This is a genomic window from Thioflexithrix psekupsensis (assembly GCF_002149925.1).
Classification (GTDB): domain Bacteria; phylum Pseudomonadota; class Gammaproteobacteria; order Beggiatoales; family Beggiatoaceae; genus Thioflexithrix; species Thioflexithrix psekupsensis.
Genome location: NZ_MSLT01000023.1, coordinates 848,834 through 873,627, shown reverse-complemented (window position 1 = coordinate 873,627; position 24,794 = coordinate 848,834). Strand labels below are relative to the sequence as shown.

Sequence of the window (24,794 nt, the reverse complement as noted above, 5' to 3'; positions counted from 1 at the left end):
GGTATTTTTTACAAGATAAACGGTGTTTTTTTTACAGGAGCATTTCAATAAAATGGCAACTGAACAACAATTAATGATACCCATACACGGCATGAGCTGTGCGGGATGCGCGATCACGGTAGAAAATACCGTAAAACAACTTGACGGCGTACAATCGGCCAGTGTCAATTTCGGCAATGAACAACTCACCTTACGCTATAACACCGCCACACTGACGTGGGAAAAATTACGCCAACACATTGAACAAGCAGGCTTTCAAGTTTCTGTTCAGCAACAACAATTTCAAGTCACCGGCATGAGTTGCGCGGGATGTGCGGCGGCGGTTGAAGGTCTGTTGCGACAAGAGCATGGCGTGGTGGCGGCACGGGTTAATTTCGCCACCGAAATAGCTTATATTGAATATGTGGCTGAACAATTTAATCCAGATGAATTAATTCACCACTTAAAACAAGCTGGGTATGGCGTTGTTATTGATCAAGCGGTAGAGACACAAACAGACCCATTAACTCAGCATTTAAAACAACATTATTTCGCGCTTATTGTGGGTATTATTTTTACTTTACCATTGTTTATTCTGAGCATGGGGAGAGACTTTCATCTTTTGGGGGAATGGAGTCATGCGACGTGGGTTAATTTTTTATTTTGGGCCTTGGCGACTCCCGTGCAGTTTTACACAGGACGCGATTATTACATTGGCGCGTGGCACAGTTTGAAAAATAGCGCGGCCAATATGGATGTTTTAGTCGTGTTGGGATCGTCGGTGGCGTATTTTTACTCCGTGGCGATCACCTTAGGTTTACATCAGGGGCATGTTTTTTTTGAAACTGCGGCCGCGATTATCACCTTGATTAAAGTGGGAAAATTATTAGAATTACGCGCCAAAAGCCGCACCAATCAGGCCTTAAAACAATTAATTGGACTACAAGCTAAAACCGCTGAAGTTGAACGAAATGGCCAAATTGTAGAATTATCCTTAGCAGAAGTGATGCCCGGTGATGTGATTCACGTGCGGCCGGGACAACAAATTCCTGTTGATGGTGAAGTTATACAAGGTGAGTCGGCCGTGAATGAATCTCTCCTCACCGGCGAAAGCTTACCCGTTGATAAACAGGTGGGGGATCGGGTTTTTGGTTCTACGCTTAATCTACAAGGTCGCTTACGAATCCGTGCAACCCACGTGGGACGGGACAGTGCGTTGGCGCGTATTATTCGTATGGTGGAAGAAGCGCAGGGATCGAAGGCCGATATTCAGGCTTTGGTGGATCGGATTTCTGCGGTTTTTGTTCCCATAGTGGTGACGATTGCGGTTTTCACATTTCTGGTGTGGTGGCTGAGTGGTGCCAGTGTCAGCGATGCCACTTTGCGTTTGGTGGCGGTTTTAGTGATTGCGTGTCCGTGTGCGCTGGGTTTGGCGACTCCGACGGCTTTAGTGGTGGGCATGGGGAATGGCGCACGACATGGGATTTTATTCCGTCACAGTCAAGCCATGATGCGCATGGGAGAAGTACAAGCCATTTTATTAGATAAAACAGGGACTTTGACTCAAGGCCGTCCCACTTTACATCGTATTATTCCCGCACCCGATTGGCACGATACCCCCGCCCGTTTACTGTGTTATGCGGCTTCGGTAGAACACGCCTCCGAACATCCCCTCGCGCTGGCAATAGTACAAGCAGCACAAGAACAACAGTTAATATTACATGACATCGACCACTTTACCGCGTTGACCGGGCATGGCGTGCGGGCTACGGTGAATCAGCAGACCGTTTTACTGGGCAATCGCCGTTTGATGCAGCAACAAGGGATTGATATAGAACAACAAAATGCGACCGCTTTTATCGCCGAAGCGGAACAAGTGCAGCAAGAAGGTTATACGGTATTATGGATGGCGATAGACGGGAACATCGTTGCGGCCTTCATTTTGTCAGACACGTTACGCCCCGGCGCGACCGAAGCAGTGACGGCCTTGAAAGCGGCATCGTTGCGCGTGTTACTTATGACGGGAGACAATGCCGCCACCGCACATCGTATTGCGAAAACAGTGGGCATAGAAGAAGTGTATGCTGACGTGTTGCCTGAAGATAAGTTATTGAAAGTAAAAGAATTGCAACAACAAGGTTTGGTGGTAGCGATGGTGGGCGATGGCATTAACGACGCGCCTGCCTTGGCACAAGCGGATGTGGGTGTGGCAATGGGAACGGGCGCGGATGTGGCGATTGAAACCGCCAGTGTGACATTAGTGGGTTCTGATCCGCGGGGATTGTTGCGGGCGTTGCGTTTAAGTCGGGCGACATTGCGCACAATTCGACAAAATTTGTTCTGGGCTTTTGCCTACAATATCATTTTAATTCCCGTCGCTATGGGCGTTTTAATGTTGTTTCAAGATGCGCCCAGTTATTTGCAAACTTTACATCCCATTACGGCCGCATTAGCGATGTCATTCAGTTCTATTAGTGTGGTGATGAATAGTTTGCGTTTAAATGGACAAATGAAAAAATTGTAATTATTCCTGTTGTATAAACGCAATAAATTGATCCGCGGGCAACGGACGGCTGATTAAATAACCTTGAATTTCTTCACATTTCAAACTCTTTAAAAAAGCCATTTGCGCCCGCGTTTCTACGCCTTCAGCGGTCACTTGTAAATGCAAACTGTGCGCTAAGGCCACAATGGCGCGAGTGATGGCCATATCATCTTTATTACTGGGAATTTCTCGAATAAAAGATTGATCCACTTTTAAGCGATGAATCGGAAAACGTTTTAAATAACTTAACGAAGAATAACCCGTGCCAAAATCGTCAATCGCAATTTGAATATGATTTTCTTTTAATGCACACAATAAACGATTGGCATAAGCTGCATCTTGCATTAACATGCTTTCGGTCAATTCCAATTCTAATAAAGTTGGATCCATTTTGGTGTTTTCGATCACAGTAAAAATTCTTTCTAAGAAATTTTGATCTCGGAATTGCCGCGAAGATAAATTTACCGCTAAACGTAAAATGGGCAAACCTTGACGACACCATTGACGATGCTGTTCACAGGCATGAAATAACACCCATTCACCAATTTGTGACACTAATCCTGTTTCTTCGGCTAAAGGAATAAATAAATGCGGGAGAATTAATCCTTGCTCTGGATGCTCCCAGCGAATTAAAACTTCTGCCCCCGTCATTATGCCGCTCATTAAGTGCATTTGCGGCTGATAATAAAGTTTAAATTCATCCCGTTCTAAAGCATGACGTAATTGCGATTCTAAAGTGACTCTACGCCGTGCTTCGGTGTTCATTTGTTGGGTAAATAAGGCATAAGTATTTTTTCCTGTGGCTTTGGCACTGTACATGGCGGCATCGGCATTTTTTAATAAAGTATTGGCATCTTCACCATCGCTGGGAAATAGCGCAATTCCAATGCTACTGGTGACAAAAACTTCATGATCATTAAGAAAAAATGGCGGTAACATCGCATCTAAAATCATTTGGGCTTGCGTGGCCACCGTTTCTAATTGGCTAATATGTTCTAAACAAATAATAAAATCATCTCCCCCCAATCGTGCGATTAATTGCCCTTCTCCCAAACAGGCTTTTAAGCGTTTTGTTACCGCTTGCAATAGCACATCGCCCGTGTCATGTCCCCACGTGTCATTGACATCTTTAAAACGGTCTAAATCCACCAACATCACCCCCAAAATCATTTGTGTCAGGCGATGCCGTTCAATTAATTGTGATAATAATTCATGAAAAAATAAACGATTCGGTAATCCTGTTAATTCATCATAATGGGCTAAATATTCTAATTGGGCTTCGGCTTTTTTACGTTGCGTAATGTCAGAGAAAATGGCTAAATAATGCGTCACTTTTTGTTCTTGTTCATCTTTAATCACACTAATATGCAGCCATTCGGGATAAATTTCGCCATTTTTACGACGATTTAATATTTCCCCTTCCCAATGACCTACGCTCTGAATGGAACGCCACATATTTTGATAAAAATCCGCCTCGTGTTTCCCTGAAAAAACCAATTCTCGCGGCGTGCGATTTAAGGCTTCTGCTTCGGTGTAACCTGTAATGTGGCTAAAGGCACGATTAATGGCTACAATTCGCGTTTTCTCATCGGTAATTAATACTGCTTCGGTGTTATTTTCTAAGGCTTTAGAAATATGGCGCAAGCGTTCTTCAGAATGACGGCGTGCCGTTATATCTTCAAAACAAATTAACCGCACTAATTCTTGATTTTCTTTATTGATGAGTTGAACATCACTTAATTCTAACCAACAGGCTTGATGATGGACAGGATGCACAACCGTTATCACTTGACGCGGTGTCTGAACCGAAGTATTTATTAGGTTTTTTGATAACGCCTCTAAAAAGGGAATTAATGACGGATAGATTAAACGCAATTCACTCTCTTTTTTGCCGATGATTTTTTGCGCGGAATCTACGCCAATAAATTGGATAAAATTACGATTGCAACCTAAAAAAATCCCTTCTTGACTTTGCCAAAAAATCGCCTGCGGAATATTATCCATAATTAAACTCAACATGATTTGCGAATAACGCAAAGCAGTTTCTGTACAATCATGGGCAGTGACACGGCGCGCCACGGCAATTAAACCTTGTAATTGTTCGTGTTCAATAATGGGTGTTTTAACAATTTCTAAACATTTAATCTCCTGTTTATTGTCTATAACGCAACGGGTATAAATCTGCGCTAATCCTGTGTGAAATAGCATCTGGTCGCCATAGCTGAACAACTCCATTTTATCATCGGTAAATAATTCTTGATCGGTACGCAAAAATAATTCAGCCGCGGTTTTTCCTGTAAACTGCTCAAACGCACGATTACAAGCCACATAACGGCCTTGATTATTTTTATAAAAAATGAAGTCAGAAGTAGAATTCATCAGGTGTTGTAACAGCGTGGATTCGCTGTACAAAAGGGGAGAATTCGCCTCATCGTTGTGTTGTTGGTTCACTGGGGATTGACTTGGAAAAAAAGAGGGCTTATCACAAAAATCAGCACAAGACATTTTATAACAAATTCGCTGACATCAGGGATAATCGGTGAATGAATCCTGCAAGGTTCATACACAGCCGCGGCTTTTCGTCGGAAGAGGTGGTAAAATCTAAATCAATGAACCAACACGGAGGAATGCAGAAATGGACGGCCGCGCCGTGGAGTGACTTACCGTCCCAATTGTGGGAATTGGAAAAACATCCATTATCGTTTTTGTCGTTGCCAAGACAAAGGGATTGGGGAGAGGTTGCTTGAGAAACTGAGAAATGAGTCAGTTGTGAGCGGTTAATGAGCGGCTTCTAAAGAGATGGAAACGGTTATTTCTTCAAAGAATTTTACCCATTGCGTATCTGGTTGAAAACGCATTTCTTCACCTCTCGCCGCTGCACAAATTCGATGCCTTTAGTTCTTTGGTTACAAATCTTAATAACAGCACTGTCTAAAATCCCCCCAATCACCCCAAAACCGGCAACAAACGCGCTTCTGTCTTAATCTGATCGCCGCGTCCCCACGCGGTGACGGCTTCAACAAACCATTGGCGTTTCTTGGGATGGGGAAGCACTACATCGTATTCAGCGTAAAAAGCCCCATCAGGATAAAAAAGAATACTGCCCACTTCGTGTCCTTTTGCATTACTCCAAACGCCTTTTAAACTGTCGCGCCCATCATAAGGATCACGACTCAATTCAAAATGCGCTTGTGAAAATGATTTGGCTAAATCACTGGCTTGGGCAAAACCAAGATGAAACAACTGCTCTTCCATCGCCGCACAAATGGCTTCACCGCGCATTCGGGCTTGGTTGATGTGTTTTTCTAAAGTATCTTCTACGCGTTGGGACATCATGAGGTTCAGAGATTGCCGTTAAAAAATAGGAAAGGACTTTGAATCAGATCAGAATTGACCGAATATCTAAACAGGCAAAATGTCCTCGTCCCAATGGAGAGTGTTGGGACGGGAACATCGTTTTGAGTCTAAAGATCAGAAAAATGACGCGATTACGCCGCCAAAGATTGTGCTTCATGACTGTGGCACTTTTTCGGACACACCTTAGAACACGCCTGACAACCAATACAATCCAACGCATTGGCAATGGTCATCACCATCATGTTGTCGTCGTCTTCGTCTTCCATTTCAATCTCTTCTAAATCTAAATCCGCTCGATCCACCAATTCAAATACATTACGCGGACACACTTTGTAACAACGACCACAACCAATACACGTCGCCTGATTCAAAGCCACCACAAATTGCGGCTCCCACACCGCGCCACCACGGGTCATGCCAGTAATATTTGACATCGTCATCTCCTCAATCTTACTGATTTAAAAATAATCCAGCTTTATTTCTCTGCCTAATTATTCACGAGAAAAAATAAAACGGACTCTGCCATAACTAAAGACAATTAATGTAACTTTACCCGTTTTGCGCGCTTTGATAAGCGGCTTCTGCTTCAGCCCATTCTTTGCAGGCTTGATAAGTTTGTTCTGCGATAGACGGCAAATCTTCATAGCCCGCAGGCAAACGATCTTCTACTAAATCATGCAGTTGAGAAGCCCATTCACTGGCAATTCGTTTTTTCTTTGCGGCTTCTTTTTTTAAGGTTTTTAAAACCTCATCATTATCGCTCATGGTTCACGCTCCAAATAAGCCCATTACACCCATTTATGCCAATATTTGCGCTTAAATATTAAGCCATTATAATTGGGCGACCGCTTCATATTGTTTCACTAAGGCGACGGCTTGATTGACGATTTTGTTGGCTTCTTCGTTCATCTGTTCAAAAGTTTTAAAACCAAAACGATGCACGTCACGCAAATTTTTATCCACCACCACCAATTTACCCACTGTAATCACCACACGCCCGAAACCTTCGTGGGTTAAATTCACCATCGGAATGGCCATCAATCCCACTTGTTTCTCAATTAAAAATGACAAAGCATTATAATAAGCTTTAACCCGCGACATGGTCACTTCATCAGGATCACCAATCACAGGAATTTCCGCTTTACGCTCTTTGGTTAAAATCAAAGGCGATAAAATGCGCGCCGGTGTCCATTTCTCATACATACCATAAGCATCTAATGCCCGCATTTGTCGCAACATTTCTTTAGAAATATCGCTGTCTAATAACGGATCATTTTCTTCAATGGCTAGGGTTAATTGACTCATCGAAATCATATCTCCTTAAATGTAAAAATAGCGCAGTTATTTAAACCTGACAATAAAAAACTTATTCTCGCCAACCTTCGGCGGCCATATCATCAAAACGGGAATCATCTTCCTTTTTTTGCCGCTGTACCGCTTTGGCCAGCCACGCAGTCGGGCCGTTACGCAATTCTGATTGTAACGCGCTTAATAATTCGCTAATATCGCTGTTTTCACTGACTTTAATCGGTTGAATTTCACGCGCCAATAATTGCCGAATCGCCGATCCACCCACCGCTTGACAATACACCGCCGCACAACCTTGTAATAAATCTAATTTTTCAACTAATTTATCTTCATTCCCATCTTGGGCTAAATTTTCAAATTGAGCCACTTCTTTGAGAATCGCTTGCTCTTCATTCACCGTATAAATCGCAAATGATTTAGACGATCCAAAATGTTGATTGACTTGTTTCATATCCGTGGTTGCAAAAGCCACTTGAATATTATCGGTCATGGTAAATTCCTTAGTGTCGCAAGCCACGATCTTGAGACGGCGTTGAATCAAGGGCATGAGTGAACTCCTCGGACAACAAATGATCCTGTTTTTGACTGTACTGGGCGTGATAAGGCTTTATTTCATGCGCGGCATGTTGGGTTAAAATTAAATTAGCCAGATCAAATAAAGTTTGTCGCGTCGCTCGATAACCGATCCACGTGCGTTGATAACCGCCGACGTGGTCGTATTGGGGAAAACTGGCACGTAAAATGGGAATGTGTAAACGTTGGGCAGAGATCACCGCGTGCGAATTACCGATGATCAATTGGGCGTGATTTTTTTGCGCACTGAGTTCTACATCTTCCAAATCTCCCACTTTGACTTCAGCCAGCGGCAAATCTTCCAAAATACCATTATGAACATGGGTTGGCACCACCGCAGTCACCACTTCCGCGCCCACACTCTGCAATAAACGCACAAAACCATACAACTCATCTGGGTCTGCGGCGACGGCTACCCGCGTTTGTCCCAACATAAAATGCGTGTCTAACAACGCATCTTGTAATTGAGTACGTTGCCGTTCATAACGCGCAGGTACCGGTCTTTCTGCAATGCCTTGTAAGGTCATGAGAAAATCGTCAAACGCCGCCATTCCCATTAACGTATCAAAACGAAAATCTTCTACGCCCGTGCGTTTTTTCAACAAATCAGCCGCTCGATGCAAAGAACGCCCAATCACCAACGTCGCAGCGGATAAGCCTAATGTGGCAAATTCTGTCACCGCTGTACCACCAATAGTTAATGGTGTGTATTCAATGTCAGTCACATGGCCGTCTAACGAATCGCCCAGATCGGGAATCATCACAGGACGCAAATCAAAACTTTCAATCACTTCCTTGAGAAATTCCACATCACCGGGTGTTAAAGCCGATCCGACCAACACATTGACTTGGCGGGCGCGTTGTTTGGGTTGTGTGCCAGCGGTTTGGGCATCGGGAACGAGGTAATCAATCATGGCCAACACGGCCGCAGCAAATCCCGATTCTAAACAACCTAAAAAATCAGGTGTATTTACAGGGACAATTTTAATGGCATCAAACTGGGGGTTTTGACTACGAAAAGTTTTGAGGGCTTGACGAATGTCAGTGCCTTGTGTTTCAGATAATCCCGTGGTGATTAAACCAATGATAGCGGGTTTAGATTTTTCACAAATGACGCGCAAGCCTTCGATTACACTGTCATCTGGATTCATAATGGTGCTGACTTGATCCAGCGCGGTGGTTTGCAGGGGAATGGGTTCGCGGAAATGGCGCACAAAAAAAACTTTACCAAATGCAGTACAGCCTTGTGAACCGTGCATCATCGGCATGGCCTGATTTAAACCCAGAAAAGCCAAAGAAGCCCCTACGGGTTGACTGGCCTTGAGCGGACTAACAGATAAGGCCTTGTGACGTTTGATAATTTCTGCCATGTTTACCCCTGAAATGTGAGCGTGACCGTGTGTAAGGTCTATCAATTGACAGAATCTAACGCAAAGGCTATGCCATTTTATAACTTATTGTTTTTATTGTAAAATATTTGTAGTGGCGTTGTAGCAAATACAACAAATGCGACATTGTAAACTCGCTCAATGGCACAAGCGGGTACGCGATTTATTCAGATAATATTGAATCTATTGCTTTTGACCTGATATATAATCGTTGGTCGTGAGATGATTTTATTTATAAAAATGGCTTTTACCGCTAGAAATAACTCTTTTTTTTACTTAGGATAATGATGAATGAAATCTATTATTTTTGCTGTGTTATTTAGTTTGGCATTAAGCCATCATTCCACTTTATTTGCGGCCGAAGTCACCGCCGCTGTCGCAGCTAATTTCACCAAAACTATCGAAGAAATTGGCCACGCTTTTACAAAAGACACTGAACATACCATTCGTTTTTCTTTTGGCCCGACAGGTAAATTATTCGCGCAAATTAAAAACGGTGCGCCTTTTGATTTATTTTTTGCTGCGGACGAAAAGACACCTCAAGCCGCGTTAGATGAGAATTTAGCGATTGCGTCGAGTTATTTTGTGTATGCGCAGGGGGTTCTTGCCTTGTACAGTCCAACTTTGCCCGTGGCGACGCAAGCCGAAGAGATTTTAAAACAAGCCCAATTTCGCCATTTATCCATTGCCAATCCCAGAGTTGCGCCTTATGGTTTGCAAGCGGAGAATTATTTAAAAGCGTTGGGATTTTATGATCAACTTGAACGCAAATTAGTGAATGGGGAAAGCATTACCCATGCGTTTCAATATGTGGCCACTCGCAATGCGGAATTAGGTTTTGTGGCGTTATCCCAATTGGTTGATCCTGAAAGTCCTGCTTATGAAAAAGGGGAATATTTTTTAATTCCACAAGAAAAATATGATCCGATTAATCAAGCCGCTGTGATCACTAAACGCGGTGAAAATAATCAAGCCGCGGCTGCCTTTATGGATTATATGAAATCGCCTAAAGCCATAGCGATTATTGAGCGGTATGGTTATCGCATTCCACAATCTGTTGTGAGCGATTAAATCATGCTGCATATTTTTGGCACTTCAGTCAATTTAGAACCGATTTGGCTTACTTTAGAAATTGCCACAATCACGACTATTATTTTATTATTAATTGGAACGCCTTTAGCGTGGAAAATGGCACAAATGCGTTCTTCTTTTAAAATCGTATTAGAAGCCTTAGTCGCTTTGCCTTTGGTTTTACCGCCGACAGTATTGGGTTTTTATTTACTTATTATTATGAATCCTACGGGGCCATTAACTGATTTTTTACGTTTATTTGGTTTTACGGGACAATTAACATTTAGTCAATTAGGCTTAATTATTGGTTCGGTGTTTTATTCCCTGCCTTTTACCGTGCAACCTTTAATGCACGCTTTTGAAGCCATTCCACACCGATTATTAGACGCAGCGGCGACATTACGCGCGAGTTTTATGGATCGTTTTTTTACCGTGGTAATTCCTTTATCGCGGCGGGGTTTTTTGGTGGCGATGACATTAACTTTTGCCCATACGGTGGGCGAGTTTGGCGTGGTGTTAATGGTGGGGGGAAATATTCCGGGAGAAACGCGCATGGTTTCTATTGATATTTTTGATCATGTGGAATCATTACAATATCAACAAGCCCATATTTTATCGGCAATTATGCTGATTTTTTCCTTATTTGTTTTAATGTTGGTTTATGGCATCAATCGCCGTTTTGGGGTAAAGGTGGGTTAAAATAATGATGCGTGGAAATTTGCAATTGGCATTTGAACAATTTGCGTTAAACAGTGGGGAATTTGAATTGCCGTTGTCGGGAATTACGGTATTATTCGGCCGTTCGGGCAGTGGTAAAAGTACCTTATTGCGTGCCATGAGTGGCTTGGATAAAAGAACCGTGGGCGAATTATCGGTGAATGATGAAATCTGGCAACGAGGAAGCTACGCTTTACCCCCACAAAAACGACATATTGGTTTTGTTTTTCAAGATGCGGCTTTATTTCCACATTTAAACGTGAAACAAAATCTATTTTACGGCATTAAACGTTTACCCAAAAACATTGCGCCTGCGAATTTTAATGATATTGTAGAGCGCGTGGGAATTGCGGATAAATTAGATCGGGCAGTGACTTTTTTATCGGGGGGAGAAAAACAACGGGTAGCCATTGCGCGTGCATTATTAATGCAGCCGAAATTGTTATTTATGGATGAACCGTTATCGGCATTAGATTGGCGTGCTAAAGCGCAATTATTAACGTTAATTGAAGAGTTGGTGCATTTTTTTAAAATTCCTGTGTTTTATATCACTCATGCGCCAAATGAAGTGGAACGATTGGCAGATCGAATTGTTTTTATGAAATCGGGACATATTGAAACCATTGAAACCTTACAACAAGCCTTATCGCGTATGGATTCGCCGTTATTTGATGAACAAGGCGTGGTTTCTGTGTTGTCGGGAAAATGTGGGGAAAAAACCGAATATGGTTTACGCCAAGTGCAATTGGGGGACGATCAATTGTGGTTATCCGAAGCCCATACTGCGGCTCAACAGCTTTTGCGCGTGGTTATTTTAGCCAAAGATGTCAGCGTTGCGCTCTCCGATCCGCACGACACCAGTGTGACTAATCATTTAAAAACCACCATCACCTCGATTAATGAGGAAGATAATCACCGTTTATTGGTACGTTTACAGTTGCAAGACGGACAACATTTGTTTGCTGAGGTCACTCGTCGATCCGCAGATCGCTTGCAATTCAAAGTAGGACAAACAGTATATGCACTTATTAAAGCAGTGGCGATTATGGAATAAAAACAATTGGCTGTAGGGGCTGTGGCGTGTTACAGTGAAGGATGTTATAAAATTTGGCAATTCCCAAAATTATCGCAGAACATGGAAAAATACGAAAAACAGGGACATCTTATTTATCACGGTGATGCCTTAGAAATATTGCAAAGTGAAATAGCGGATGAATCAATAGATTTAATCTTTATTGATCCGCCCTATAATATGGGTAAGCAATTTTCTAACTTTCAGGATAAATGGCCTTCTGAAGCTGAATATATCAAATGGGCTTATGAGTGGATTGATCAATGTATCAGAGTTTTAGCTCCTACAGGAACAATCTATTTAATGGCAAGTACGCAGTTTATGCCTTATTTTGATTTGTATGTGAGAGAAAAACTAACGATTCTGAGTCGAATTATTTGGTTTTATGATAGCTCTGGAGTTCAAGCTAAAAAATATTATGGATCGATGTATGAACCTATTTTGCATTGTGTGAAAAATGCAAATTCATATTGTTTTAATACAGATGATATTCTGGTTGAAGCAAAAACGGGCGCAAAACGAAAATTGATTGATTATAGAGGAAAAGTCCCAAAACCATACAATACGAAAAAAGTTCCGGGTAATGTTTGGGAATTTCCAAGAGTGCGTTATCGTATGAATGAATATGAAAATCATCCCACTCAAAAACCAGAAGCCTTGTTGAGCAGAATTATCCGTGCCAGCAGTTATCAAGGAAATACAATACTTGATCCTTTTGCAGGAACGTTTACCACAGCGGCTGTCGCTAAATCTTTGGGTAGAAAAAGTATTAGTATAGAAACACAAGATGAGTATTTAAAAATTGGTTTACGCCGTGTGCTTGAAATGAAGGAACACTTGGGAGAAGAATTACTGGCTGTGAAAAAGAAGATGGAAGTAAAAAATGGTCGATCTACAATTCGTAATGATCAAACGGGAGACCTTTTTAATGCGAATTGATAAACATAACTTTACTGATAAAATTATCTCTATTCTTGATCACAACACTCAAGGACGCGGTGAGGAAGTTCTAAGTAAAAGTGAAATAATCCAATATCTTAATAAAAAAACAAAAGCAGCAAACCGTGGTTCTAAATCAAGAGCGGCATTTGCTAATCATTATGCAATATACGTTTTAATTGAAGATTATCTTAGCAAAAATTTTGATAATAATGGTAATTATTCTGACTATGAAGGTGCTAAATTTACAGATTTATTTCGCCGACAACGTGAATTAGCTTTTGGTAGCAAACTACAAAACCATGCTTTAAACCATCGTCTTAATGAAGAGTTTAAAAAATATTTTCCACATTGTGAATACTTACCCATTATTAGAGATGTGGAAAGCAACAGGTATTGGATTAATGAAAACTTAATCATCTTTGACCAAATTAACCTTGCATTATCTATTAAAGAAATTATTGAGGCTTATATTGCAGCAAAACAACAGGCATTTTCTGAATTTATGGCTTACTGTCAAGAGATAATGGCAATTCAAGAAAAATCACCAGAAAAAGCCATTCAATTTATTAAAGAACTTTTTCAGCCAAATATTGACGCTCGTATTTTTGAAATTGTCAGTTTTTCTATTCTAAAACAGTATTATGCGGAACAAAAAATATATTGGGGATGGTCAACAGAAGACATAGTGGAAGAGTCACTTATTCTTTATAAAACAGGCAGAACTAATGCTAATGATGGAGGAATTGATTTTGTAATGAAACCGCTTGGCCGATTTTTCCAAGTGACAGAAACGGTTGATGTAAAAAAATATTTTTTGGATATTGATAAAATACAACGCTATCCCATTACATTTGTTATAAAAACAAGTGAGTCCACAAGTGATTTGCTGCAAAAAATAACACATCAGGCAGAAGCTATCTATCAAATCAAAACCATTGTAAAAAAATACATTGAGTCCATAGAGGAAATTATTAATATACCAAGACTTGTAGAAATATTTGAGCAAGTCATTGCAGCAGGTAAGGGAGTCGGTGTGATTGAAGAAATTGTTTTGCAAAGCCGCATTGAATTCAATATAGAGACCAAAGAATATTAAACAATTTTTAAAACTTCCCATTTTAGAATAACCCAATTAACCCATTCCAAACCCTTATAGTTAATTTAATTATGTCGAAATGAGATTATTACGAAATATTGGGCGTTGCGAGAAATGCCAGTGAAGATGAATTAAAAAAAGCCTACGTAAAATGGCTTGATAGCCAGCATAACGATCCATTGCCTTTTCAAAAAAAACATTTCTAACCTTGTTTTTTTAATAACCCAAATTCAAACGGTAATTGTGCAATTTCTTCTCGACTAAAAACTCGCCCTTCTTCCATTCTGGTTAATAGGCGAAACACTAAAGCCTCATCTCCCATTTCCATTTCAATACGCACCCGATTAACCGACACTTCCACTTCTAATAACACCGATAATAATTCTGCGGTGGCCGCGTGTCCAATCGCAGAAATAAAAGAATTTTTTGCCCATTCTTTGGCTTCTGTTAAGGCAATGGCTTCAAAAACATATTGCCCATAGGCGGTTAAAACAGGCGAATTTAATAAATAGTGCATGGTTATTTTTTCTCAAGATAAAATTTAAGTTCTAATGATGCCAATGTTATTCGCAAGGATCAATACTTTTACGCAGCATTTTAAAATCAGGCTCGAAAGAAGACAAGCGAATAGAATGCAATAAACCATAAGGCGATAACGGCAATATATCATAAGGAGAGTAAACTAAGCTATTAAAATAGGCTTCTAAATTTCCCGTGCAGCGTTTATCTAACCAAATAGTCGGATTGGCATAGTGTTGCGTTAAAATAGCCAAATCTGAAGCAATATCGATAACGGGAGAATCAATGTGAATGTTTCCATCTATCCCTAAAGCAGAAGAAGCATCTAAGCGACTATTGCGCGATAAAAAATAATCACTTTTTAAATCAATATTTCCACCATCTCCAGCTAAAGCACTGGCGAAAATTTCACCGTTATCTAAGACGATAAAAGTGGGCTTATTAATATAAATATTTCCTGCACTGTCTCTCATTGCTGAACCGCGAGCGGTGGTGGTAATAGCACTGTCAAAAAGTAATAATTTATTTTTAATGAATAAAGAAATATCTCCCCCTCCTGCATTTAAAGATCGAGTGGAAATAACGCTAATATTATCCAGATTTATTTCCTCAGCATCAATTTGCACTTTTCCCGTATCTCCAATGCCTAAACTACTGGCAATGATAGCCGCATTATCAAGTCGTAATTGTTTTATGTGCAAATCAATATCTCCACCTTTTCCATCGCTAAGAGTTGAAGTAATTAATGAGCTGAGTTGAGTTAATGTTAAATCATGGGCATTGATTTGAATATTCCCTGCATTACCACTATTGGCTTGTAAAAAAGCTCCTGCGCCTGTTTGAATCACGCTGCCTAATTGTAAGGCTAATTTTTCGGTATTGATGACAATATTTCCCCCCGTTCCCTGAGCCGTATAAAAACCATCTCCTACCGTATTGGCAATTTTACTATATTCGTTTAATTGCAGCGAATGAGTGGCATTAATATGAATATCTCCACTATTGCCCTTTCCTAAAGTGCTGCTGTCTAATAAACTATAATGAGTCAGTATCATTTCATCAGCAAATAAACGAATACCTGTTTCCATTGAAATATCACCTGCACCCTGCGTTCTGGTGGCTAATGTGCTGTCATGAATCGTTAATTGCGAGCCTGTTATTTCAATCAATCCCCCTGTTTCACCACTGGTATTTAAAGTGGAACGAGAAAGTGTAATGTGACCTTGGGCATTTTCTGGTACGGAATGCGCTTTTAATGTGATTTGCCCTGAATTTATTTTTATTTGACTGTCTTCGATATTCACTTGATTGGCTATTAATGTAAAATGTTGTGCGTCACTTAAATTTAATTGAGCATTTTGTAAGGTGATATTGGCTTTATTATCGTTTAAAAATCCAAATTCAACAGGAGAAGCAATCTGCAAAATAGTATTTTCTAATTCGGAATGAGTTGAAATTATATCACCTGTAGGAAAAATTAAATAATCAGCCGTTGTTAAATAAATCCCTTTTGGCCATTCAAAACGCGCTTGTTCTCCAATAAAAATACCATTTGGACTTAAAAAATAAAGATGAGCATTCGGTAATTGAGTGCTTAATGTACCATGAATAAAAGCAGGTTCTGATCCGCTCACTTGAGCAATCACTTGGGTTAAATGGGGAGAACCTGTAAAAATTAAATGTTGCCCTGAATGCAGGTTAAAATAATTGAAGCGATGAAATAAAGTATTATCCACTACTTTTCCAAATGTTTCAGGTAATTGCATTTCGGGTGCATTTAAAATAACTTCTGTGCCTGAACTAGATTCTACATGAATTTGGGCTTGTAATGTGATGCAAAATAAACCCATTATGACAAGCCCTATCCATTTTATTCTGCTCATCATTTTTAATCCTGCAAAGGCATAACCGCAGAATGCCATATAGGACACCATGCCTGATCCGAAACCATGCCCTCCTTAGGATAAATATAACCCATAGGATTACGGCAATAATCGGTAATAATACCCATAGAATAAAAAAAGTCAATTGGCGCAGGAAATAAGCTAATAGAAAATGATGGAGAATCTGATGGAGAAGCAGGTGGAGAAATTTCTGGTGGTTCGCTAATACCTGCCTTTTGATCAGAGGCTTCTAAATCAAGTAATTCTGATAATGACCAGCTAGGCGACCATTGATTTTCATAGTATTCATAACGAATTTCTTTACCTTGTAAATTCTCAATAACAGGAGATGTGCTTTTTAAAATAAACACTAAATAATGTTTCTCCATGTAATCAATGCGCTCAATAAATGGATCATTTTTTAGCAGATTTTCTTGCCATATTTTCATTTCATCCGCAGGCACAGGTAAATTTTCCGTATTTTGATAATGATTCAGTAAATGTACAATGTGTTTCGCCATTTGTAGGGTGTAATTAACTTGTAATTGTTGCTGGATAAAGTTAATATCCACCATCCGCTCAATAGGCACATAAAAAGGATAAATTTGCTCATTGCGAATCGAGTTAAGTTCTGCTGGATCGAGCAATAAGTTAGATTGCGGTAAAGACGGATCATTTTCTAGTAAAACGTTATCCTCCGCCGCAAGCCCGTTGCCACTTAAAAAAAGAATGATTAAAACCTTGAACCATAGGTATTGAGTATTCATGATTAAATCCATCATTGATATTCGTTCCGTTTTTAGGAAAAGACAGGATGAGTCGTTGAAATAATAGACGTAAGGCATTGCCTATATTGTTGTTATTGGATTTGTTTTTTTACTCATCAATACAAAATAGGATATTTTCTTTGAACCACTGGAATGATCAACTTTTGCATGTCATTAAAGCAAAATCAAACAAGGAGAGAATGATGCGCTTTGCCAGCAAGATTATTTGGTTTTATTTTATTTTTACTCTGGTGATGGTTTTACCCATTGGACATTATTTATATCAAACGGGACAAAAAATTACGGCTGAACAAATCCAAACCCATTTGCAAGAACGTGCTGATTATTTATTAGACACGATGGATCGGATTTTATTTGAACGTCAAGCCGATACCCAATTGATGGCACTTAGTGTGTCAGAAATTTTACCCGATGTGAATCGGGGAGAAAAAACAAAAGCATTGACCATAAAGTTACAACAATTTTTAGAATTTTATCAAATTTATAGTGCAATTTCTGTTTATGATTATCGCCAGCACAAAATAGCAGACACCGCTGGCAACGGCCTAGGAGAAAAAGCCGCGCCCTCTGAGTGGATACGCAGTGTCTACGAGCATGGTGAGATGAGTTCGGGGCGTGAAATCGTTTATGACGCGCATTTACAGACGACGGTGCTGGTTTTTGCAGCCCCTGTCTATGATATTCTGGGGCATTTTTGGGGCGCGGTGGTGGCAAAAGTACCTATCGAAGTGTTGTATCATTTGTTAAATCAAGGGCTGTCTCAGCATGAATCTTCTGCACAAACTCGCGTTTTATTGGTAGAACGTGATGGACAGGTGTTATATGATAATAAGGCAGCATTGGGTTATTTTAAACGGAAAATTTCAGTTAAAGAAGCGTCAGAATTACCACAATTTTTAGGCAAAGATTATTTTTATGTGTTATCGCAAGAACGAGGTTATTTAAGTTTTAAAGGTAATGATTGGCGTTTAATTATGCAATATCCGCAAGAACAGGCTTTTGCAGCCAATCAACATTTACGCAATCAAGTGATTTTTGCGGGAGGATTAGGGTTAATTATTGGGTTTATTTTGTTATTTTTCTTAACCAATCGTTTAGTGCAACCATTACGAGATTTGCGCAATGCTGTGGTTAAAGTAGGAACAGGAGATTTTAATCATTTATCGATTCCCATTAAGGGGAAAGATGAAATTGCTGAATTGGCTTTAACTTTTAATGGAATGGTGCAGCTTATTCAAGCGCATATTAATATGTTGCAACAGCGAGAACAAGAGCAGATTAAGCAAAATATTGAATTAACCGAAAAAACCAAAATACTGCTGCAAACCACTGAAGAATTAAAGCAATTTAAAACCTGTTTAGATTTATTAGAAGATGGTGTTTATTTATTGGATTCAAATCATTATTCTTTTCTTTATGTGAATGAAGGTGCAGCGCGACAATTGGGTTATTCGGCTGAAGAATTGATAGGCAAATCGCCTAAAGATGTGGATGTGGGCGTGGCTAATCAGGGAGATGTTTTTGAACTGCCCGTATTAACGGGAGAAAAAGAATCGATGACCTTTGAAACGCGCAATCGTCGCGCCGATAATAGCGAATTTCCCACCGAAATTAAAGCGCAACGGGTACAATTAAATCCCAATCGTACCATTATTATTGCCATTGCTCGTGATATTAGTGAACGTTATTACGCTAATCAACGCTTGCAAGAACAACAAGTGTTATTAAGTGTGGTGATTGAGAATATTCCGCATTATATTTTTTGGAAAGATCGGCAGAGTCGTTTTCTCGGTTGTAATAAAATATTTGCGCAAACAGCGGGTGTTAATTCCCCTGAGGAATTATTAGGAAAAACGGATTTTGATTTGCATTGGCAAGAGCAAGCTCCTACATTTTTCGAGCGAGAACAACGGATTATGCAGGTTGATCAAGGAGAATATTATATCGAAGAATATGCCCGTGCCGATGGCACGATGGGTTATGCCGAAATTTGTAAATTGCCGCTACATAATGTCCAAGATGATGTGATTGGTTTATTGGGCATGGCGCAGGACATTACGGAAAGAAAACGCACTGAAAGCGCATTAGAACAAGCAAAAATCGCCGCTGAAACCGCCAATCGCGCTAAAAGTAGATTTCTCGCCAATATGAGTCATGAATTGCGCACGCCATTAAATGGAATTTTGGGTTATGCACAAATTTTATTACGCGACCGTCAATTGTCAGAAAAACAACGCGAGGGCGTGCAAATTATTCAGCGTAGCGGTGATTATTTATTGACGTTGATTAATGATATTTTAGATTTGTCGAAAATCGAAGCGGATAGTATTGAATTATATTGTGTTGATTTTGATTTATTGGACTTTATTAGTACGCTGGTTGAAGTCTTTAAAATCCGTGCGGAACAAAAAGGTATTGCCTTTATTTATGAGGCGGTGACGGCTTTACCTTTGGGAGTTCATGCAGATGAGAAAAGATTACGACAAATTTTAATGAATTTATTAGGCAATGCCGTTAAATTTACTCACGAAGGTGGCGTGACATTAAAAGTGGGTTATTATAACGGTTCTTTAACGTTTGAAATTTTCGATACAGGGCAAGGTATTGCTGAAAGTGATCAAGAGCGCATTTTCTTACCTTTTCAGCAAGTCGGTCATGCGGCTTTTAAGTCGGAAGGCACAGGATTAGGCTTAACCATTACTCGTCGTTTAGTGGAGATGATGCGGGGACAATTAACCTTACGCAGTCAATTGGGACAAGGCAGTTGCTTTACCTTAACATTACCTGCGCCTCAAGTGTCTCATTTGATCAAATCTAAACAAGCTCCCCCCCAAGTCATTGTTGGTTTTAGAGAAGCTCCTAAGCGATTATTAATCGTCGATGATCGGGCTGAAAATCGCTCTGTATTAGTGAATTTATTACAGCCTTTAGGGTTTCAAGTAGAAACAGCCGAGCAAGGCGCGCAGGCTTTGGCTAAAATTAAAGTATCACGTCCAGATGCTGTTTTAACGGATTTGGTGATGCCGGTGTTGGATGGTTTTGAAATGGTGCGCCAATTGCGCCAATCTGTGGCGTTTGTGGATTTGCCGGTTTTAGCGGTTTCTGCCAGTGTTTTTGAGCAGGATCAAGCACAGAGTTTGGAGGCGGGTTGTAATGTGTTTTTACCTAAACCCATTCAAGCCGATGTGTTGTTAAAAGAATTGCAAAAACAACTGAAATTAACTTGGATTTATGAGACGATTTCTCCCACTTTAATGGAGAAAGATCGTCTTGATTTAAAAGATACGATTGAAGAAAATAAACCCATTGACGAATCCAGTGCATTAACTCCCGAACAAGCCAATATTTTATATGAAAATGCCATGATGGGAGATGTTAGCGCGCTGCTAGAAAATATTGGCGAATTTAAAAAAATAGCACCACCCACACATCTCCATTTTTTTGAAGAATTACGTGTATTAGCGCGTGGTTTTGAAATGGACGAAATTTGTGAACGCATTGATTCTTACAGGGGGACACATTCATGAATGCTGCAACGCTTGCACCCAGCGACGAAATCGCCAGTAAAGGGACGCTGTTAATTGTCGATGATACGCCTGCGAATGTCAGCGTATTGTTTAATTTCCTTAATACGGAAGGATTTAAGGTATTGGTGGCAAAAGACGGTAAAAGTGCAATTCAGCGGGCAGAATATGCCAGTCCTGATTTAATTTTATTAGATGTCATGATGCCCGGAATGGACGGTTTTGAAGTCTGTGAAAAATTAAAATCACAGCGAGAAACCAGAGAAATTCCTATTATTTTTATGACTGCATTAGCCGATACTTTAGATAAAGTTAAAGGTTTTTCATTAGGTGCAGTAGATTATGTCACTAAACCTTTTCAACATGAAGAAGTTTTAGCGCGAGTTAATACGCATTTAAAATTCCGTCGTTTGCAGCAACAATTGCAGGCTCATGCCCAAGAATTAGAAAAACGCAATCGTGAAAATGAACAAGCTCGCGCTGCGGCTGAAAGTGCCAATCGAGCAAAAAGTGTTTTTCTGGCGAATATGAGTCATGAATTGCGCACGCCATTAAATGCAATTATTGGTTATACGGATTTGTTGCGTGAAGATGCACCCGAAATGCAGCCGAATGAAATTGTTGATGATTTAGAAAAAATCCAAACCGCCGCCAAACAATTATTAACCTTAATTAGCGATGTATTGGATATTGCTAAAATCGAAGCAGAAAAAACGGAATTGCGTTTAGTGGAATTGGATGTGGGTCATTTGGTGGAAGAAATGATTACGGTAATAAAACCCACATTAGGCAGCAATCAATTAGAAGTGAATTGTGATCCGAATTGCGGTAAATTGTACAGTGATCCTGTGAAATTACAGCAGATTTTATTAAATTTATTGAGTAACGCTGCAAAATTTACTCGTGAAGGCAAAATTACTTTATCGGTTGAACGCACAGAAACGCTGATTATTTTTACAGTTTCTGATACAGGAATTGGCATTGCGCCTGAGCATTTAGAAATGATTTTTAAGCCATTTAGTCAAGTCGATAGTTCTTCTACACGGCAATATGGCGGGACGGGTTTGGGTTTATCCATTTGTCGGCATTACTGCACCATTTTACAAGGCGAAGTGAGCGTAGAAAGCCAATTACATCAGGGTAGCGTTTTTACGGTGCGTTTGCCGCTTTATTTGCATCCTTGATGGTCAGAATGAATAGAAATATACCAAAAAGATAGGGTTCGTAGAATCCTTATTTTGTCAGAATCAAAATTTGCAGACACAAGAATTTTCAAAATTTATTCTTACAAGTCGTTTATTTTAAACAGATTTTTTATTCTTTAATTCTGAAAATCCTAAAATTCTGTAAATTCTGATTCTGACAGAAAAATTTTATGAATGACTTAATTTTGGTATAGAATGGGGTTGTTTTGGTTTTTCGTAAAAAAAGTGGTAGTCCCCTCTAGGTGGTGATAAATGGTATAATATCCATTTTTATAGAGATAAAGAGGAAAAGTGAATGAAATGTCCCCGTTGCCAATCCCAAGCGATTGTAAAGAATGGAAGTATTAATAGCGGAAAGCAAAAATATGCCTGTAAAGACTGTGGTCGTCAGTTTGTGGAAAATCCGCAGAACACCAATCAGCCTATTCCTCAAACGACGGTAGAACTGATTGATAAATTGCTTCTTGAACGGCTGTCTTTAGCCGCTATTGGTCGGGTAACGGGCGTATCAGCCAGTTGGTTACAAAGATACGTCAATAAAAAATATGAACAAACCCCACGCGAAGTCCATGTAAAAAAAAATCTAAACGGCGGCTTACCCTACAGTGTGATGAGATGTGATCTTTTGTCCAAAACAAGAAAAATAAACAGTGGATATGGCTTGCCTTAGATATAGAAACCCGTGAAATTGTAGGAGCTTATGTGGGTAAACGAGATGAAGCCGCGGCGCAAAAGTTGTGGAAATCTCTTCCGCCAGTGTATCGGCAGTGTGCTGTTTCGTATACTGATTTTTGGCAGTCCTATCAATCTGTTTTTCCTAGTAAACGCCATCATGCTGTTGGCAAACAAACAGGTTTAACCAACCTTGTTGAGCGTCTTAATTGCACTCTGAGGCAGCGTATTTCTCGTCTGGTCAGAGAAACGCTATCTTTCTCTAAAAAATTAGAAAATCACATCGGAGCAATTTGGCACTTTATTCACCATTATAACGAATCGTTAGATTTGGGATAATTTTATTCATATCACTACTTGGCTAGGACTACCAAAAAAGTTAAACCAAACCCGATGCCAATAACACAATTTGGCTATCCTTTTTTCTCCAGTTTTTCTAAAAAGGCTTTGATGGTCTCTGGTGAATATTGCTTTAGCACTTCATCAGGCGAATAGTGTTTCAATACTTCATCAGATGAATATTGCTTTAATACCTCATCAGGCGAATAGTGTCCCAACACCTCATCAGGCGAATAGCGTTTCAACACTTCATCGGCAGAGAGGACATGCAGATTTTCACTGACATAGTCTCGTACAAAATCATCCATTGTGTAAGGCATAACAGCTCCTTTTTGTTTATAAAATTCATAGAGTTGGTTAAGTATAGCCTTATCTTGTCTGGAGTGCCAATTGTAGTTTTGACCACCGTAGACAAATCCCTCACCTGTACCACTGAATAATTGCCAAATTGCATTACGCTGTGCTTTGGGCATCTTGCTCAAAACCAGTACCTTAATTTGATGACTGCCATAGGTGAGGTTGAAAACGGCATTTTGCTGTTGCTCCAGCTTTAACCCCGACTGTTCTAAACTTTTGGGATAACGGGTACACATGGCAAATAACTTAATTTTCTCAACAGGAATCAAATGATGAAGTGATTGGCTTTCTTGTTTGCGATAATTGACATAATGTCCTATTAACTCATCAATTGCCCATGTATTAAGCGATTCTTGCATGGATTTATAAGTAATAAGATTGTGCGCGGCCAATTCTTCTAAACCTTCTGGCAATTCTGTAATGGCTTTACCTTCTTTACGTTTGATAATCGCAATATCCAGAAATTGCTTTTTAGCCGTGAGTTCCTTCTCTAAAATCACTTCATATTCTGAATCCAGAAAAAAATCAATTAAAGTTAAACCAAACACCCGATGCCAATTAATCCTGCTCATTTACACCCCATTGCGGAATTCCTTAACACAATTTGGCTATCCTTTTTTCTCCAGTTTTTCTAAAAAGGCTTTGATGGTCTCTGGTGAATACTGTTTTAATACCTCATCAGGCGAATAGTGTTTCAATACTTCATCAGATGAGTATTGCTTTAATACTTCATCAGGTGAATAGTGTTTCAGCACTTCATCGGCAGAGAGGACATGCAGATTTTCACTGACATAGTCTCGTACAAAATCATCCATTGTGTAAGGCATAACAGCTCCTTTTTGTTTATAAAATTCATAGAGTTGGTTAAGTATAGCCTTATCTTGTCTGGAGTGCCAATTGTAGTTTTGACCACCGTAGACAAATCCCTCACCTGTACCACTGAATAGTTGCCAAATTGCATTGCGCTGCGCTTTGGGCATCTTGCTCAAAACCAGTACCTTAATTTGATGACTGCCATAGGTGAGGTTGAAAACGGCATTTTGCTGTTGCTCCAGCTTTAACCCCGACTGTTCTAAACTTTTGGGATAACGGGTACAAATGGCAAATAACTTAATTTTCTCAACAGGAATCAAATGATGAAGTGATTGGCTTTCTTGTTTGCGATAATTGACATAATGTCCTATTAACTCATCAATTGCCCATGTATTAAGCGATTCTTGCATGGATTTATAAGTAATAAGATTGTGCGCGGCCAATTCTTCTAAACCTTCTGGCAATTCTGTAATGGCTTTACCTTCTTTACGTTTGATAATCGCAATATCCAGAAATTGCTTTTTAGCCGTGAGTTCCTTCTCTAAAATCACTTCATATTCTGAATCCAGAAAAAAATCAATTAAAGTTAAACCAAACACCCGATGCCAATTAATCCTGCTCATTTACACCCCATTGCGGAATTCCT

Annotated in this window: 21 protein-coding genes and 2 pseudogenes; 11 read left to right on the top strand and 12 right to left on the bottom strand. The window is 39.9% G+C overall.

Annotation, left to right across the window (positions count from 1 at the left end):
- Window positions 1–52: 52 nt before the first annotated feature.
- Window positions 53–2,503 (top strand): heavy metal translocating P-type ATPase, encoded by a 2,451-nt coding sequence (locus TPSD3_RS16345; RefSeq protein WP_086489589.1) that lies wholly within the window; start codon window positions 53–55, stop codon window positions 2,501–2,503.
- Here TPSD3_RS16345 and TPSD3_RS16340 read toward each other — a convergent pair whose 3' ends face one another.
- A complete protein-coding gene (locus TPSD3_RS16340) occupies window positions 2,504–4,975 on the bottom strand; it encodes a sensor domain-containing protein (RefSeq protein ID WP_176329912.1) in 2,472 nt (823 codons plus the stop codon).
- A gap of 188 nt (window positions 4,976–5,163) precedes the next feature.
- Between TPSD3_RS16340 and TPSD3_RS17685 the strand changes: the two are divergent.
- A pseudogene (locus TPSD3_RS17685) lies at window positions 5,164–5,287 on the top strand (IS5/IS1182 family transposase); the annotation flags it as partial.
- A gap of 183 nt (window positions 5,288–5,470) precedes the next feature.
- On the opposite strand, the gene TPSD3_RS16330 reads toward TPSD3_RS17685, so the two are convergent.
- The 6 genes from TPSD3_RS16330 to nifN all read right to left on the bottom strand — a co-directional run bounded on the left by TPSD3_RS16330 (window position 5,471) and on the right by nifN (window position 9,132).
- A complete protein-coding gene (locus TPSD3_RS16330) occupies window positions 5,471–5,860 on the bottom strand; it encodes a hypothetical protein (RefSeq protein WP_086489586.1) in 390 nt (129 codons plus the stop codon).
- 152 nt (window positions 5,861–6,012) lie between these two features.
- The gene (fdxB, locus tag TPSD3_RS16325; protein ID WP_086489585.1) at window positions 6,013–6,315 is read right to left on the bottom strand and encodes a ferredoxin III, nif-specific; all 303 of its coding nucleotides are present in this window, start codon (window positions 6,313–6,315) and stop codon (window positions 6,013–6,015) included.
- A gap of 115 nt (window positions 6,316–6,430) precedes the next feature.
- The gene (locus TPSD3_RS16320) at window positions 6,431–6,646 is read right to left on the bottom strand and encodes a CCE_0567 family metalloprotein (RefSeq protein WP_086489584.1); all 216 of its coding nucleotides are present in this window, start codon (window positions 6,644–6,646) and stop codon (window positions 6,431–6,433) included.
- 66 nt (window positions 6,647–6,712) lie between these two features.
- Window positions 6,713–7,186, bottom strand: a complete 474-nt coding sequence (locus tag TPSD3_RS16315; protein ID WP_086489583.1) for a NifX-associated nitrogen fixation protein — start codon at window positions 7,184–7,186, stop codon at window positions 6,713–6,715.
- A 61-nt stretch (window positions 7,187–7,247) separates the two neighbouring features.
- The gene (gene nifX, locus TPSD3_RS16310; RefSeq protein ID WP_217884479.1) at window positions 7,248–7,736 is read right to left on the bottom strand and encodes a nitrogen fixation protein NifX; all 489 of its coding nucleotides are present in this window, start codon (window positions 7,734–7,736) and stop codon (window positions 7,248–7,250) included.
- On the bottom strand, window positions 7,690–9,132 hold the full coding sequence (gene nifN / locus TPSD3_RS16305; RefSeq protein ID WP_086489581.1) for a nitrogenase iron-molybdenum cofactor biosynthesis protein NifN: 1,443 nt from the start codon (window positions 9,130–9,132) through the stop codon (window positions 7,690–7,692). Before nifN ends, nifX begins: the two co-directional genes overlap by 47 nt.
- Window positions 9,133–9,441: 309 nt before the next feature.
- On the opposite strand from nifN, the gene modA reads away from it, so the two are divergent.
- From modA to TPSD3_RS18050, 6 genes are all read left to right on the top strand, one after another.
- Window positions 9,442–10,221 carry a molybdate ABC transporter substrate-binding protein gene (gene modA / locus TPSD3_RS16300; RefSeq protein ID WP_086489580.1) on the top strand — a complete coding sequence of 260 codons (780 nt, stop codon included), beginning with the start codon at window positions 9,442–9,444 and terminating at the stop codon, window positions 10,219–10,221.
- Between the two features lie 3 nt (window positions 10,222–10,224).
- Window positions 10,225–10,920, top strand: coding sequence for a molybdate ABC transporter permease subunit (modB, locus tag TPSD3_RS16295; RefSeq protein WP_086489579.1), 696 nt, complete (start codon window positions 10,225–10,227; stop codon window positions 10,918–10,920).
- 4 nt (window positions 10,921–10,924) lie between these two features.
- The gene (modC, locus tag TPSD3_RS16290) at window positions 10,925–11,992 is read left to right on the top strand and encodes a molybdenum ABC transporter ATP-binding protein (RefSeq protein ID WP_086489578.1); all 1,068 of its coding nucleotides are present in this window, start codon (window positions 10,925–10,927) and stop codon (window positions 11,990–11,992) included.
- An 81-nt stretch (window positions 11,993–12,073) separates the two neighbouring features.
- Window positions 12,074–12,949 (top strand): adenine-specific DNA-methyltransferase, encoded by an 876-nt coding sequence (yhdJ, locus tag TPSD3_RS16285; RefSeq protein ID WP_086489650.1) that lies wholly within the window; start codon window positions 12,074–12,076, stop codon window positions 12,947–12,949.
- Window positions 12,939–14,048, top strand: a complete 1,110-nt coding sequence (locus TPSD3_RS16280) for a restriction endonuclease (RefSeq protein WP_086489577.1) — start codon at window positions 12,939–12,941, stop codon at window positions 14,046–14,048. The genes yhdJ and TPSD3_RS16280 overlap by 11 nt, the downstream gene beginning before the upstream one ends.
- Before the next feature lie 95 nt (window positions 14,049–14,143).
- The gene (locus tag TPSD3_RS18050; protein WP_342587087.1) at window positions 14,144–14,254 is read left to right on the top strand and encodes a hypothetical protein; all 111 of its coding nucleotides are present in this window, start codon (window positions 14,144–14,146) and stop codon (window positions 14,252–14,254) included.
- Here TPSD3_RS18050 and TPSD3_RS16275 read toward each other — a convergent pair.
- Genes TPSD3_RS16275 through TPSD3_RS16265 form a run of 3 tightly spaced genes read right to left on the bottom strand, consistent with a single transcriptional unit; the run spans window position 14,251 to window position 17,217 of the window.
- Window positions 14,251–14,565 (bottom strand): STIV orfB116 family protein, encoded by a 315-nt coding sequence (locus TPSD3_RS16275; protein WP_086489576.1) that lies wholly within the window; start codon window positions 14,563–14,565, stop codon window positions 14,251–14,253. The two genes, TPSD3_RS18050 and TPSD3_RS16275, sit on opposite strands and share 4 nt — an antisense overlap.
- A gap of 46 nt (window positions 14,566–14,611) precedes the next feature.
- The gene (locus TPSD3_RS16270) at window positions 14,612–16,417 is read right to left on the bottom strand and encodes a two-partner secretion domain-containing protein (RefSeq protein WP_176329910.1); all 1,806 of its coding nucleotides are present in this window, start codon (window positions 16,415–16,417) and stop codon (window positions 14,612–14,614) included.
- A 38-nt stretch (window positions 16,418–16,455) separates the two neighbouring features.
- Complete coding sequence (locus TPSD3_RS16265) at window positions 16,456–17,217, bottom strand: hypothetical protein (protein ID WP_140048591.1); 762 nt, start codon at window positions 17,215–17,217, stop codon at window positions 16,456–16,458.
- 200 nt (window positions 17,218–17,417) lie between these two features.
- Between TPSD3_RS16265 and TPSD3_RS16260 the strand changes: the two genes are divergently transcribed.
- The 3 genes and pseudogenes from TPSD3_RS16260 to TPSD3_RS16250 all read left to right on the top strand — a co-directional run bounded on the left by TPSD3_RS16260 (window position 17,418) and on the right by TPSD3_RS16250 (window position 22,978).
- The gene (locus TPSD3_RS16260; protein ID WP_086489573.1) at window positions 17,418–20,765 is read left to right on the top strand and encodes a PAS domain S-box protein; all 3,348 of its coding nucleotides are present in this window, start codon (window positions 17,418–17,420) and stop codon (window positions 20,763–20,765) included.
- On the top strand, window positions 20,762–21,946 hold the full coding sequence (locus tag TPSD3_RS16255; protein WP_086489572.1) for an ATP-binding response regulator: 1,185 nt from the start codon (window positions 20,762–20,764) through the stop codon (window positions 21,944–21,946). Before TPSD3_RS16260 ends, TPSD3_RS16255 begins: the two co-directional genes overlap by 4 nt.
- A 316-nt stretch (window positions 21,947–22,262) precedes the next feature.
- Window positions 22,263–22,978: pseudogene (locus TPSD3_RS16250) on the top strand (IS1 family transposase).
- Window positions 22,979–23,052: 74 nt separating this feature from the next.
- On the opposite strand, the gene TPSD3_RS16245 reads toward TPSD3_RS16250, so the two are convergent.
- Window positions 23,053–23,907, bottom strand: a complete 855-nt coding sequence (locus TPSD3_RS16245; RefSeq protein ID WP_086489571.1) for a hypothetical protein — start codon at window positions 23,905–23,907, stop codon at window positions 23,053–23,055.
- A 36-nt stretch (window positions 23,908–23,943) separates the two neighbouring features.
- The gene (locus tag TPSD3_RS16240; RefSeq protein ID WP_086489570.1) at window positions 23,944–24,771 is read right to left on the bottom strand and encodes a hypothetical protein; all 828 of its coding nucleotides are present in this window, start codon (window positions 24,769–24,771) and stop codon (window positions 23,944–23,946) included.
- Window positions 24,772–24,794: the final 23 nt, after the last annotated feature.

Coding starts and splice junctions, on each gene's coding strand:
- TPSD3_RS16345 (WP_086489589.1), top strand. CDS start 53: ATGGCAACTGAACAACAATTAATGATACCCATACACGGCATGAGCTGT.
- TPSD3_RS16330 (WP_086489586.1), bottom strand. CDS start 5,860: ATGATGTCCCAACGCGTAGAAGATACTTTAGAAAAACACATCAACCAA.
- fdxB (WP_086489585.1), bottom strand. CDS start 6,315: ATGTCAAATATTACTGGCATGACCCGTGGTGGCGCGGTGTGGGAGCCG.
- TPSD3_RS16320 (WP_086489584.1), bottom strand. CDS start 6,646: ATGAGCGATAATGATGAGGTTTTAAAAACCTTAAAAAAAGAAGCCGCA.
- TPSD3_RS16315 (WP_086489583.1), bottom strand. CDS start 7,186: ATGAGTCAATTAACCCTAGCCATTGAAGAAAATGATCCGTTATTAGAC.
- nifX (WP_217884479.1), bottom strand. CDS start 7,736: ATGCCCTTGATTCAACGCCGTCTCAAGATCGTGGCTTGCGACACTAAG.
- nifN (WP_086489581.1), bottom strand. CDS start 9,132: ATGGCAGAAATTATCAAACGTCACAAGGCCTTATCTGTTAGTCCGCTC.
- modA (WP_086489580.1), top strand. CDS start 9,442: ATGAAATCTATTATTTTTGCTGTGTTATTTAGTTTGGCATTAAGCCAT.
- modB (WP_086489579.1), top strand. CDS start 10,225: ATGCTGCATATTTTTGGCACTTCAGTCAATTTAGAACCGATTTGGCTT.
- modC (WP_086489578.1), top strand. CDS start 10,925: ATGATGCGTGGAAATTTGCAATTGGCATTTGAACAATTTGCGTTAAAC.
- yhdJ (WP_086489650.1), top strand. CDS start 12,074: ATGGAAAAATACGAAAAACAGGGACATCTTATTTATCACGGTGATGCC.
- TPSD3_RS16280 (WP_086489577.1), top strand. CDS start 12,939: ATGCGAATTGATAAACATAACTTTACTGATAAAATTATCTCTATTCTT.
- TPSD3_RS16275 (WP_086489576.1), bottom strand. CDS start 14,565: ATGCACTATTTATTAAATTCGCCTGTTTTAACCGCCTATGGGCAATAT.
- TPSD3_RS16270 (WP_176329910.1), bottom strand. CDS start 16,417: ATGGGTTTATTTTGCATCACATTACAAGCCCAAATTCATGTAGAATCT.
- TPSD3_RS16265 (WP_140048591.1), bottom strand. CDS start 17,217: ATGAATACTCAATACCTATGGTTCAAGGTTTTAATCATTCTTTTTTTA.
- TPSD3_RS16260 (WP_086489573.1), top strand. CDS start 17,418: ATGATGCGCTTTGCCAGCAAGATTATTTGGTTTTATTTTATTTTTACT.
- TPSD3_RS16255 (WP_086489572.1), top strand. CDS start 20,762: ATGAATGCTGCAACGCTTGCACCCAGCGACGAAATCGCCAGTAAAGGG.
- TPSD3_RS16245 (WP_086489571.1), bottom strand. CDS start 23,907: ATGAGCAGGATTAATTGGCATCGGGTGTTTGGTTTAACTTTAATTGAT.
- TPSD3_RS16240 (WP_086489570.1), bottom strand. CDS start 24,771: ATGAGCAGGATTAATTGGCATCGGGTGTTTGGTTTAACTTTAATTGAT.